This window comes from Lactiplantibacillus sp. ME-2, assembly GCF_022549155.1.
Lineage (GTDB): Bacteria > Bacillota > Bacilli > Lactobacillales > Lactobacillaceae > Lactiplantibacillus > Lactiplantibacillus plantarum.
On sequence record NZ_JAKZEQ010000008.1, the window covers coordinates 80,660 to 93,803 of the forward strand.

Annotated in this window: 10 protein-coding genes and 1 other annotated feature; all 10 genes read left to right on the plus strand. The window is 45.8% G+C overall.

All coding sequences use genetic code 11. The annotated features are described in order from the left end of the window. The first annotated feature begins 112 nt into the window (after positions 1-112). The 10 genes from MMY95_RS04715 (at position 113) to MMY95_RS04760 (ending at position 12,371) form a co-directional block, all read left to right on the plus strand. Entirely contained in the window at positions 113-817 is a 705-nt protein-coding gene (locus MMY95_RS04715) for a class A sortase (protein WP_003642053.1), read from the plus strand. 108 nt (positions 818-925) lie between these two features. Next, positions 926-1,486, plus strand: coding sequence for a LemA family protein (locus MMY95_RS04720; RefSeq protein WP_003642054.1), 561 nt, complete (start codon positions 926-928; stop codon positions 1,484-1,486). A gap of 11 nt (positions 1,487-1,497) precedes the next feature. After that, positions 1,498-2,397, plus strand: a complete 900-nt coding sequence (gene htpX / locus MMY95_RS04725; RefSeq protein WP_202861255.1) for a zinc metalloprotease HtpX — start codon at positions 1,498-1,500, stop codon at positions 2,395-2,397. 60 nt (positions 2,398-2,457) lie between these two features. Then, positions 2,458-3,246 (plus strand): hypothetical protein, encoded by a 789-nt coding sequence (locus MMY95_RS04730; RefSeq protein ID WP_003642056.1) that lies wholly within the window; start codon positions 2,458-2,460, stop codon positions 3,244-3,246. A 221-nt stretch (positions 3,247-3,467) separates the two neighbouring features. Further along, on the plus strand, positions 3,468-4,856 hold the full coding sequence (gene murF, locus MMY95_RS04735; RefSeq protein ID WP_046038346.1) for a UDP-N-acetylmuramoyl-tripeptide--D-alanyl-D-alanine ligase: 1,389 nt from the start codon (positions 3,468-3,470) through the stop codon (positions 4,854-4,856). A 254-nt stretch (positions 4,857-5,110) separates the two neighbouring features. Continuing rightward, on the plus strand, positions 5,111-6,697 hold the full coding sequence (locus tag MMY95_RS04740) for a DEAD/DEAH box helicase (protein WP_003642058.1): 1,587 nt from the start codon (positions 5,111-5,113) through the stop codon (positions 6,695-6,697). Between the two features lie 1,112 nt (positions 6,698-7,809). Next, positions 7,810-8,172 (plus strand): holo-ACP synthase, encoded by a 363-nt coding sequence (gene acpS / locus MMY95_RS04745; protein WP_003642061.1) that lies wholly within the window; start codon positions 7,810-7,812, stop codon positions 8,170-8,172. Further along, a complete protein-coding gene (alr, locus tag MMY95_RS04750; RefSeq protein ID WP_003642062.1) occupies positions 8,172-9,299 on the plus strand; it encodes an alanine racemase in 1,128 nt (375 codons plus the stop codon). The genes acpS and alr overlap by 1 nt, the downstream gene beginning before the upstream one ends. Before the next feature lie 408 nt (positions 9,300-9,707). Then, the gene (locus tag MMY95_RS04755) at positions 9,708-10,100 is read left to right on the plus strand and encodes a type II toxin-antitoxin system PemK/MazF family toxin (protein WP_003637688.1); all 393 of its coding nucleotides are present in this window, start codon (positions 9,708-9,710) and stop codon (positions 10,098-10,100) included. A 291-nt stretch (positions 10,101-10,391) separates the two neighbouring features. Continuing rightward, positions 10,392-12,371: a KUP/HAK/KT family potassium transporter gene (locus MMY95_RS04760; protein ID WP_241277524.1), complete on the plus strand. Its 1,980-nt coding sequence runs from the start codon at positions 10,392-10,394 to the stop codon at positions 12,369-12,371. 389 nt (positions 12,372-12,760) lie between these two features. Continuing rightward, positions 12,761-13,008 (plus strand) — a binding site (T-box leader). Positions 13,009-13,144 lie beyond the last annotated feature (136 nt).

Here is a 13,144-nt window from a genome sequence, read left to right on the forward strand (position 1 = left end):
AGATAATTCTAACGAACTAAACGAATTCGGGGCTTTATTATGCGAACTAATTAAGGTATATTTACCGTAGAACCTTTGATAAAGGGCGTAAACAAATTAGGAGGCGGGATTAATGAAGTCCAAGCAACATCCCGGGTTAAAGTGGTTAGGTCGGGGCGTTTTTGTCCTGCTGGTGCTAGTATCATTGGCATTAATTTTCAATGAACAGATCAAGAGCTGGTTAGTGAGTTCATACTCGCCGACCGTTACGGCTAAGACGGTTAAGCAGAATACGAAGAAGAAGAGCGATTTTAACTTCTCAAAGGTCAAGTCACTTGACTTTCAGACCGTTGCCAAGGCCCGCATGAATAAGAATGCAATCAACGTGATTGGCTCGATTGCGATTCCGTCCGTTGATTTGTACCTGCCAATCGGTAATGGTGTCAGCAATGAAACGTTAGCATTGGCGGCTGGCACGATGAAAGCTAATCAGAAGATGGGGCAGGGTAACTACGCGTTGGCTGGTCACCATATGATCAAGCATGGCGCACTATTCAGTCCGTTGTACTATAAGAGCAAGGTTGGCCAAATGATTTATGTGAGTGATGCCAAAAAGATTTATGCGTATAAGACGAGTCAGCGAACATTCATTAAAGCAACTGATGTCCAAGTAATTGATGATGTTCCTGGTCAGAAGCTGATTACCCTAATTACCTGTGATAAGACCGGGGCGGGTCGCTTAATGATTCGCGGTAAGTACGAACAGCAATGGTCGTTTAAGTCGGCGCCAACTCAGGTTCAGAAGGCCTTTACAAGTCATTTTAATAACAAATATTAACAATTATTACATTCTAGGGGTATCGATATCTTCTAACGGAATTTCACGGTACAATATAACTTAAGGTCACATGTCTCAGATAAGACATAATTTAGAGGGGGTCTATTGATGATAGCTTTAATTATCGTTGCGGTCGTATTGGTTTTGATCGCAATTTACGTGGTAATTTATAACGGTTTAGTTAAGTCACGGATGTATACGCAGGAAGCGTGGAGCCAAATCGATGTTCAGCTAAAACGGCGGACTGATTTGATTCCTAATCTGGTCAATACGGTCAAAGGTTACGCGAAACATGAAAAGAGTACCTTAGCGGAAGTGATTTCATTACGGAATCAATTAACGCAAGTGCCGAGCGGTGATCACCAACAGGCTATGGCAGTTTCTGATCAATTGACAAATTCGTTGAAGAGCATTTTTGCGTTAGCTGAAAGCTACCCTGATTTGAAGGCTAATCAAGAATTCGGTAAGCTGATGGAAGAGTTGACCAATACAGAAAACAAGATTGCTTATTCACGGCAACTGTTCAACTCTAGCGCTGCCAGCTATAACATGAAGTTACAACAATTCCCGTCAAATATTATTGCTGGCATTCATCACTTCAAGAACGTTGAATTCTTAACTGTTCCTGAAGCAGAAAAAGCAGCACCCACGGTTTCATTTGAAGATTAGAGGTTATGCCCATGTTATTTGAGCAAATTGCCCGCAACAAGCGGCACACGTTATACGTGATGGCCGCTTTTGTCATATTACTTGCAGTGATTGGTTTAGCAGTTGGCTACGTGTTTTTTAATAGTGCGATTGCAGGGTTACTAGTAGCCTTGATTGCAGCGGTATTTTATATGGTATTAATGATTAGTCAGTCAACTGACATTGTCATGAGCATGAATCATGGACGTGAGCTGCATCAAGCTGACGATGATCCAGAGCTCTGGCACATTGTGGAAGACATGGCGTTGGTTGCTAAAGTACCGATGCCACGTGTCTTTATTATTGATGATGAGAGCCCCAATGCGTTTGCGACAGGAAATGACCCTGAGCATGCGGCAGTTGCAGTGACAACTGGTATTCAGGCACGATTAACGCGTGAAGAGATGGAAGGCGTCATTGGTCACGAGATGAGTCATGTGCGTAACTATGATATTCGGTTACAGACCATTGCCTTGGCTCTGACAGCGGCCATCAGTTTGTTAGTCAATTGGGGTATGAACGCCTTTTGGTGGGGCGGTGGCCGGCGCAGTCGGGATAATGATCGTGACGGCAACGGTGCCCAGGTCTTACTAATGATCCTAGCGATTGTTGTCATTATTTTAGCGCCGCTAGCAGCTAGTTTAGTGCAGATGGCGCTATCCCGTAATCGCGAATACTTAGCGGATGCTGGCAGTGTGGAACTGAATCGTAATCCGTTGGGCTTAATCAGTGCACTTGAAAAAATCGATGACAGCCAACCCATGCAAGCGGCGGATCCTAGTAGCGCGGCCCTCTATATTTCTGATCCGTTTAAGGCGAAGAAATCATGGACGCACTTATTCGATACCCACCCACCGATGGCTGATCGCATCACTCGTTTAAAAAACATGTAATAAAAAAATGCGTTTAGGTTAATAACGGATTATAATGAAAACAAATAGAAAGTTGAAAGAGTGAGACGGTTGCAACGCAAATATATTTACGCCAATTTGGAAAAACTGGATAACCTTGTCTTTGCTTACGGGATCGACCAGAGCGACTTTGTGCATGGTATCAAGCGCTTGCCAGCTAACTTGGTCTCGTTAGTCGGTGTTGATGATAACGAGCATGCGGTAAATGCTCACACGGGTCTGAACGTCATTAATGATGAAAATGAAATTCGGCGATATTTGTTACAGAGTCACGCGTTACCCGTTAAGTGGCTTGATTATGATGAAGTTGGCGATTTGGATTTTCTAACCGCGACTGAGATTGCCGAGCTATTGTATCTCGGACATATGGATCGTCCAATTCGATCACCGTTTAATTACAAACTGCGCAACCACTACGTTTTCTTGGAACAACGCAATGGTGGTATCAAAGTGTACTTCTATTATATTTCCGCATTTAGCCATATTTTAAGTGCTGCCATTGTGCGGCACACTTTGGCAGCTTACCGTGGCCGGCGTATGTTTATGCGTTCACTGAGCGTTCCACGAGTACCTGAGGCGATTCTCAAGCAACTCGTTCAATTGATGCCAGATGGTTTGTTCATTTACTTTGATCAGTCAATGGTTCGGCAACGCCAATTATTGGTGCCGGTGCACACGGAGACGACAGGCAATGAAATCGAAGTTTTTGATCCCGCTCGTGGTGGAGAGAATCGGCGAACCCACCATGTCGCGACCCTTACTTTTAACTTGAATTCAGGCGTGTGGGACTTGCAAGTGCAGGACCAGGCTGCGTTCGAAGAACATTTATAGTATTATCATCTTAACGCTTGGCTGATCATTCAGCGGGCGTTTTTAAGTCGTTTGGGGCGGGATTTAGGGGCTAAATTGGTCTAGCCATAGAGTCCCTGGGGTCAAAGTGGTATAATTTTTATGCGCGTAGCTTGAATTGGGCTACGATTCGAGAAAGTGGAACCTTAGTCAGAACTTGGCTGACCGACAAGTGGTCGCCATGAATGGAGAGTTTAATCGATATGAAGATGCAAGTTGCCGAAATTGCTAAGGCCGTTCAAGCGGTCAATGCCGAACAGGCGTGGCCCGATGTTAATGTAACGGGTGTGGCGTTTGATAGCCGAAAGCTCCAAGCAGGGGATCTATTTATTCCGCTGATGGGCGCTAATGATGGTCATCAATATATTCAAAGTGCAATCGAGCACGGGGCCGTTGCTACCTTATGGGCCAGCGACCATGCCGACGACGTTCCAGAAGACTTACCTGTCATTATGGTTGCTGATACATTGACGGCACTACAGCAGCTGGGGCAATACTATTTACAAAAAATTAATCCGAAAGTCGTGGCTGTTACGGGTAGTAATGGTAAAACAACGACGAAGGATATGATTGCGAGTGTTTTGAGCACTCAGTTTAACGTGACAAAGACGCACGCCAACTTTAACAATCAGATTGGTGTGCCAGTGACGTTACTCAGTATGGAACCGAATACAGAAGTGGTCGTCGTTGAAATGGGGATGGACCATTTTGGCGAGTTGGATTTCTTGAGCCGTCTCGTTCAACCAGACGTTGCGGTGATTACCATGATTGGGGAAGCCCACATTGAGTTCTTTGGTACACGGGATCGAATTGCTGATGCCAAAATGGAAATTGTCCACGGCTTAAAAGAAGATGGCACGTTCATTTTTAATGGTGATGAACCACTGCTACAAGAACGTGCTAAGGAAGTCAGTCAGCATCAACGGACGTTTGGGTTGGATGATACGAACACCTTAGCAGGCAGTGATATCACGACTAGTCGGGCTCAAACGCAATTTAAGACGAGTCTGTGGCCGGACAACACGTACACAATTCCGATGATGGGTGCGTACAATGTCAATAATGCATTGGCGGCACTCTTGGTAGCTGATACTTTTCACATTCGACCAGCCGCTGCGCAACAAGCAATCGCCAGTTTTGTGCCGACGGAGAACCGGACGGAATGGTTAACTGGTTACCGTGGAGAAGCCATCTTAAGTGATGTTTATAACTCTAATCCAACGGCAGCTCGACGGGTCCTAGCCGCTTTTGCGGCGGTACCTACTAAGGGTCAGCGAATCGCTGTACTCGGTGATATGCTTGAGTTGGGTGACCAGTCGGATGCACTACACATGAGTTTAGCCAGTGAATTGGATCCAGCCACGATTGCCAGCGTCTATTTGAATGGTGAACATATGCGAGCGTTGGCAGAAGTGCTACAAGAAAAGTACCCAGCCGGTGCGGTCCACTATTATCAAACGGATCAACAACCCCAATTGATTGCCGACTTAACGGCGACGGTTAGTACGGATGATCAGGTCTTATTGAAGGGGAGTCACGGGATTCACCTTGAAAAGGTTCTGACGGCGCTGGAAGCTGCTCCTGAAAAATAAAATTTAAGTGATTCGATTAAGCAGGCCCCTCGCAATGACTGGGTAATGGTGACGCTAACATTAGACTGATAATGTTGTTTCCCTTCCGGTATTGCTAGGGGCTTTGCTTGCTTATTTAGAATAACCGGTGTATGATAATTCAGTTGTACCATATGAAAGTCAGACCGTTGGCTTACATGACAGCGTCTTACGGGAAACGGATTTTTTCCTAGCTGGCAGTAATCCCATGGTGTCATCCTTAGGAGGAAACATATTTGAAGTTTACAGAACTAGGCTTATCCGATAGCCTACTTAAAGCAGTTAATCGGGCCGGATACGAAGAAGCGACCCCGATTCAAGCCGAAACCATTCCAATGGTTCTAGAAGGCAAAGATGTGATTGGTCAAGCACAAACCGGTACTGGGAAGACCGCCGCGTTTGCATTACCAATCTTACAACGCTTGGATTTTGACAACCATAACATTCAAGCATTAGTTGTTTCACCAACGCGTGAATTAGCAATCCAAACTCAGGAAGAAATCTTCCGCTTAGGTAAAGACGAACGGGCGAAAGTCCAAGTCGTTTACGGTGGCGCTGATATTCGGCGCCAAATCAGAAATCTGAAGCAAAACCCACAAGTAATCGTCGGAACTCCCGGCCGGTTGCTTGACCACATTCGCCGGGGCACGGTCAAGTTAGACCACGTCAAGATGTTAGTTCTTGATGAAGCTGACGAAATGTTAAACATGGGTTTCTTGGAAGATATCGAATCAATTATCAAACAAGTGCCGGATGAACGCCAAACTATGTTGTTCTCCGCAACGATGCCACCTGAAATCAAACGCATTGGTGTGCAGTTCATGAAGGAACCGCATCACGTTAAGATCAAATCAAAAGAAATGACTGCTGATACGGTCGATCAATATTACGTTAAAGCCAAAGAATTTGAAAAGTTCGATATTATGACCCGGTTGTTTGATGTTCAGGCACCTGAACTCACAATCGTGTTTGGTCGAACGAAACGTCGAGTTGACGAATTATCAAAGGGTCTCGAAGCACGTGGTTATAATGCCGCTGGGATTCATGGTGATTTGAGCCAACAACGTCGGACGCAAATCATGCGTCAATTCAAGGCTGGTAAATTGGATATTTTGGTTGCAACCGATGTGGCTGCTCGGGGACTTGATGTTTCTGGTGTGACCCACGTTTACAATTACGATATTCCACAGGATCCGGACAGTTATGTTCACCGTATTGGCCGTACTGGCCGTGCCGGACACAAGGGTGTTTCATTAACTTTTGTAACACCAAACGAAATGGAATATTTGCGGGTCATCGAAAAGTTGACCAAGAAGCGGATGTTACCATTGAAGCCACCAACTGAATCTGAAGCTTTTGCTGGCCAATTAGCTGCTGCAGAAGCGAATGTTGATTCGTTAGTTGCTAAGACTTCGACTGAAAAGTATGCTGATCAAGCTGCTGAATTATTACAAAAATACGATGCTACTGATCTAGTTGCTGCCTTGTTAAATGACTTAACCAAGGACGACGCCTCAGCCGTACCCGTTAAGATTACGCCAGAACGCCCATTACCTCGTCACAAAGGTGGCGGCGGTAACAACCGGCGTGGCGGATATCGTGGCGGTAATCGCAACCGCAATAACAGTCATGGCAATGGTCGTGGCGGTTATTCTCACAATGGTCGCAATCGCGACCGTGATCGTAACGGTGGCCGTGGTGATCGGAAGAGCAATGGTTATAAAGGTCGCAGTCGCGATGATAACCGGAGCAGCAACCGCAACCATGATGAAGGTCGCAAGCAAAGCAGCAAGCGGAGCTATACGATCCGCACCAATGATTAAAGTCAACGTACAAATTAAGTTGAATTAAATTAACTTTGCAAAAAAGCCGAGCGCACGCTCGGCTTTTTTTATGCCCTACAATGTTAGAATACAAGTAGTCGGCAGATGTTCGTATGAATTATTGTTAAAACGTTCCAATTTAATTGGTTTGTTGTTCGTCAGCACTTGCACGTCTTATTCCGACCTCCGGGGCTGGGCGCCAATTGCTGGAACGCAGCCGACGTCGATTTGAGCTAACGCCCAACCCGCGTCATCTCAAATACGAGTCTTATTCTAAGCCGGAAGCAACCCACTTCCGCCTAAGAATAACTTGGCTACTGAGCATTGTCACCCAGCCCCTCCAGTCTCAAGCCTGTGAGAGGCCACGGGTTGAAGCCGAGCATTGCCTAGCCAACGGATTAATGCGGTTTTGGCATTAGTCCGTTGGCGTAGCAAGCACAGGCTTTAGGGGTACCGAACACGTTTCGGGAACCCGCTCGAATGGCAGATGAACGGCCACTTAACTTGGTACAATTGGTCGCTGACTATTTTGACACCGGAACCTTAAACGAAACGTTAGGGTTACATTAACCACCTTGTTGAGACGTTCGATTATTATAGTGATTCGGGAATAGTGAGTTATCACAATGTCATTTTCTGTCTGACAGTTGATTGACAAAATTATGGTTTATGAAAAACAATGATGAATTTACTAAAAGTTGGGTACACACATGTCCGCCACTCGAACACTGTCCCGACTGGAAGGCGTTTCGGCCAATGCTCAGCGGTGAAATTCCACTTAGCAAGCGTCCTTGGCTTGGTTAGTGGAAGACCAGTATTTAAGACGTGGTCTTCGGCTTAAATCTGTGTCCACCGCGTTCCAGCAATTGGCCGAAATGCCTGGAGGTCGGTGTTAGGACGCGCTAACAAAACATGTTTACACTCACTCGACTTTTTTCCAGCGGTCTAAGCTGGCCGACTTTGACTTGACGCGTTTGGAACGTTTTAACAATAATTCATGCTGACATGAAAAGATTGCGTGTATGGGCCCTTTTATCGCGGCGGTAGCTGTGGTAAATTGGAAACATCAGCCTAAGTTGACGTGATAATAATGAGATAGAGGGGGTCACAGCGTGATTTATGGTACCGGCATTGATTTAACTGAGCTTAGTCGGATTGAAGCGATTCTAGCGAAGGGACTGAGATTGCCTGAAAAGATCTTAACACCGGCTGAGTTGGCGGTGTTTTCACGTTACCCGGTTAAACGCCAGATCGAGTTTATGGCAGGGCGTTTTTCAGCTAAGGAAGCATATAGTAAGGCATATGGCACGGGAATTGGTGCGGCAGTTGGATTTCAAGATATCGAAATTTTAGACAACGCCCAGGGTAAACCGGAAGTTACGCGCCACCCGTTTGATGGTCCAGCGTGGATTTCAATTTCACACACGGATACGTTAGTAATGACACAAGTTATATTGGAAAGAGGCAATTTGTGATGGTTGTAATTGGGGAGCACCGCCACACACAAGTCACAGTCGACTTGCAGGCAATTAAGACAAATATTAGTAATGAAATGGCGCAAAAGGATGAGTTGACCGAGTTATGGGCAGTCGTTAAAGCGAATGGTTATGGACATGGAATTATCCAAGTTGCTCAGGCCGCCAAAGAAGCCGGGGCGACCGGCTTTTGTGTTGCAATCCTGGATGAGGCCTTAGCGTTGCGGGCCGCTGGCTTTGCGGAACCCATCCTAGTACTTGGAATTACGGAACCGGAATACGCCCCACTGGTAGCTGAAAAGGATATTTCACTAGCTGTTGGAACGCAAGATTGGCTGACTACGGCCGCAGCAATTTTAGCGGCTAATCAAGTGACGACACCACTTCACGTTCATCTTGCATTAGATACGGGTATGGGACGAATCGGGTTTCAGACGCCCGAAGAATTGGCAACGGCGGTTACGACTTTGCGTCAACCGCAGTCACCATTTGACTTTGAAGGGATTTTTACGCATTTTGCAACGGCTGACCAAGCAGATGATACGTATTTTACCCACCAATTAAATAATTGGAAACACTTGATTGCAGTGGTGGATGAGCTACCACGCTATGTCCACGTGTCCAATTCGGCCACCAGTCTCTGGCATCAAGCTTGCAATGGCAACATGGTGCGCTTTGGGGTTGCACTCTATGGTCTAAATCCTTCTGGTCGCGAACTCAGCGCACCATACCCCTTGCAACCCGCGTTGTCGCTAACGGCACGCTTGACGTTTGTTAAACGCTTGGCTCGGGGCAAATCGGTCAGCTATGGTGCCACGTATACGGCCGCACAGGATGAATGGATTGGCACGGTGCCGATTGGGTATGCGGACGGCTATGAACGCCGATTACAAGGCTTCCATGTACTTGTTGATGGTGAGTTTTGCGAAATCGTCGGGCGGGTCTGCATGGACCAGCTGATGGTTCGTCTGCCACATGAAGTACCGGTTGGAGCTAAGGTAACTTTGGTTGGCACGGACGGTGCTCGTACCATTTCGTTGCAAGATATTGCTGACTATTGTGGGACAATTCATTATGAGATTGCTTGTGGGTTAGCACCACGAGTGCCGAGAGTTTATATAGATTAAGTTTTATCAGACGATAGGTTTGCGACGGCTGTCTCGTACAGGCTATGGTTACATGGTTGGTTATTGAGATTAAGCCAATAAAATGAGTGCTGGAGAAATTCTGGCGCTCATTTTTTAGAGTCTCCTATTTTATTGATGAGGGCTGTTAAGTTTATTTCAGTGATTCGATTGATTTATCGGCATCTAATTATAAGTTCGTTTATTTTTAAACATTGATGAAATCATCATTGGGCGTTCTTAATTAATCGGCCTGAAGTATTAGTTTTAACGGTGCTTAGCGATTAGTTCTTTGGATTAAATTGGTAAACGGTTGCTAAAAGTGAATGGTTCATGCTATTATGAGTAGCAAGATGGTTATATTGGGGTACTATCAGATACATTGGGTATCGAATAAAGGGAGATGAGGCGATGGCCGCAGCTGACATTAAGCGTGGTGACATCTTTTATGCAGATTTATCACCAGTCGTAGGCTCCGAACAAGGAGGCATGCGTCCAGTACTAATCGTGCAAAATAATGTCGGTAACCATTACAGTCCCACAGTGATTGTCGCGGCAATCACTGCTAAGGTTCAAAAAGCGAAGATGCCAACACATGTTAACATCAACGCTGCCCATACGGGGATTGAAAAAAATTCGGTTGTGTTGTTGGAGCAGATACGAACGATTGATAAGCAACGGCTTAAAGATCGCGTCACTCATTTGGATGATCAGACGATGCGCCGAGTTGATAATGCGTTACAGATTAGTATTGGGTTAGCTGATCGAACACGACGTCGGCCACAACGCACGTTTCAATCATAGTCAATCGATGGGGATTAATTATTTACATAATTGAACTATTTCGGTGCGATGACCGAGTATGGATAATCAGCGGGTTTCAATTCAGTTAATGACTGGATTGAAACCCGCTTTTAGTTTCTAAATTGGCTACCGGTAAATGTTACAGGGCCTGTTGGAGCATTTAGTGATGAGCTAACATTATTGTGCATTATGATTGTCTTTCTGATGACGATTAGGTAAGCTAGTTGAACCCATTATAGCGAGGGACGATTGGCTGTAACTCGTGAATATCGGTGAAAGGATGGGGGCATAATGAGTAAACAGGCTCAGTTCAATAAGCATCGGGTGGCAGGATTGTTAGTCGCGATGGGCGTTGTATATGGTGATATTGGAACCAGTCCGTTATACGTGATGAAGGCCATCATTACCGGTCAAGGTGGGATGCAGGCCGTTGATGAGAAGTTTATGTTGGGGGCCGTCTCGCTAGTTTTTTGGACAATGACGCTGCTCACGACCGTTAAGTACGTTCTGATCGCGTTAAACGCGGATAATCATGGTGAAGGCGGTATCTTTTCACTATTCGCATTGGTGCGTCATCGTGCGCGCTGGTTAGTCATTCCTGCCATGATTGGTGGGGCTGCGTTACTGGCGGATGGGGCGCTAACCCCCGCAGTGACAGTTACGACTGCCATCGAAGGCTTACGCGATGTACCAGCATATGTTCAACTGTTTGGTGCCGGCCAAAATACGATTATACTGATTACACTTGGAATTATCACCCTATTATTTATGCTACAACGTTTTGGAACGAACACGATTGGTAAGTTATTCGGTCCCATCATGTTGGGCTGGTTCACGTTTTTGGGAGTCAGTGGCTTCGTTAATCTGGTGCAGGATTGGACGATCCTGCGTGCACTGAATCCCTATTATGCGTGGTTACTCTTGATCAGCCCGGCGAACAAAGTGGGAATCTTGATTCTAGGGAGCGTCTTTCTGGCAACGACCGGTGCTGAGGCCCTATACAGTGACCTTGGGCACGTCGGCAAAACGAATATTCGGTTGAGCTGGCCGTATGTCAAAGCTTGCCTACTACTCAGCTATTTCGGTCAGGCCGCATGGATTTTAGGTCCCGGCCAAGCGATTCAGGGCCATGTGAATCCCTTTTTTGCAATGTTACCTGCTAGCCTGACGATGGCGGCAGTTATTTTTGCGACGCTCGCGGCCATTATCGCGTCACAGTCGCTGATCAGTGGGTCGTTTACGTTAGTTAGTGAAGCGATTCGACTGAAACTATTCCCCCGATTACTGACTACTTACCCCGGTAAAGCAGTGGGCCAAATGTATTTACCGGTCGTTAACTGGGGGCTGTGGGGCGTGACGAGTATGCTGGTGATTTTCTTTCAAACTAGTGAAAGAATGGAAGCTGCATACGGGTTAGCCATCACACTGACAATGCTGATGACGACCACTTTGATCTACGCGTTTTTACGGCAAAAGCGCTTACAATTAATCGGTGCGGGACTACTGACCGGTTTCTTCGCGACCATCGAAGTAATTTTCCTGATTGCCAGCGCAGCCAAGTTCTGGCACGGCGGCTACGTAGCGGTCGGACTTGCTTTACTAATTTTCCTAGTGATGGCTGTGTGGTATCGTGGCGAACAAATTGTCAGACAACATAACCACCCGCTTAGTTTACGACAATATCAGGACCAGCTTGCTAAGTTACGTAACGATCAGACGGTGGACAAGTTCCAGACGAACGTGGTCTTCCTAACAAGCCGAATGGATGGCGACCAAGTGGAGCGAAAGGTATTATATTCGATTTTAGACAAGTGGCCGAAACGTGCCGACGTCTACTGGTTTGTTAATGTGACAATCACGGATGAACCGTATACCGCGGAGTATACTGTCGACACGTTAGCAACGGACTATTTGGTAACTGTTAAGTTATACCTGGGCTTTCGTGTCCGCCAAGATATTAACCGCTATTTACGGACGATTGTCCGCGACTTAATGGCTACGGGACGTTTAGCGGCGCAAAAGCAGACATATTCAGTCACTTCTGGCCGCGATGTCGGTGACTTCCGCTTCGTTATCATCGAGGAGAAGTTAGAAAATGGTAGTCGGTTATCCTGCTTGGATCGATTAGTGATCGAGACGAAATTAATGATTAAAAAATACGCGACAACGCCTGCAAAATGGTTCGGCCTAGAATTCTCCGAGGTGACTCTTGAAACCGTTCCAATTCTATTCAACGAGATCCCGGCGTTACCGATCACTGAAAGACAGTAATGCCATGCAGATTTCTGGGGGTCAGAATCAGCCAGCTTAGATTTGCTTGAAAAAGTTCAGCGTAGTGTAAACACGCTCTACGACATCTAATTGTAAGGCGCTTCACGTCGGCTACGTTCCAGCAATTGGCAACTACGAAATCCGGAATAGGACGAACAAGTGCTGAAAAATAGAAAACTAACTGTCGGCTTGCTTAACAACTCATCTAATTTTAATTTTTGCTTGAGCAACTGATAACTCAAAACTAATTTCAATAGCTGATACTGGACGCAAAACGTTGATTTGACAGCGATGAAAGAACGACTGAATTCAAATCAAAAATTAGAAACATTAAATTTTGTGTTGACAAGTGTGAACTTAGAACTATAATCTAATTATATTCTAATTATTCAAATGCGGTGATGAGATAAGTAAATCAATCGTGGGTTTTTCAGAGAGCCGGGTCAGGTGCAAGCCGGTATTCCCGCATGGTTGAAAATGGTCTTGGAGCATTCAGTGCCGAATGATTAAGCGCTGACGGTGGTCCCCGATAAACGGACAAAGGTATCTCAATTCAGTGAGATTGACGTACCTGCTGAGGACTGTTTTGCGAAAAATAGTCGAATTAAAGGTGGTAACACGAGTCATCGTCCTTCTGTCATAACGACAGTGGGGCGATTTTTTATTATATATTTTTGGGGAGGCTTCGCGTATGCGAAAAAAGGAAATTATTTTTGGGTGGCAAATTACAAGTTTAATCCGAACAAGCCCGGAATCTTTCAATGGCAGTCTGT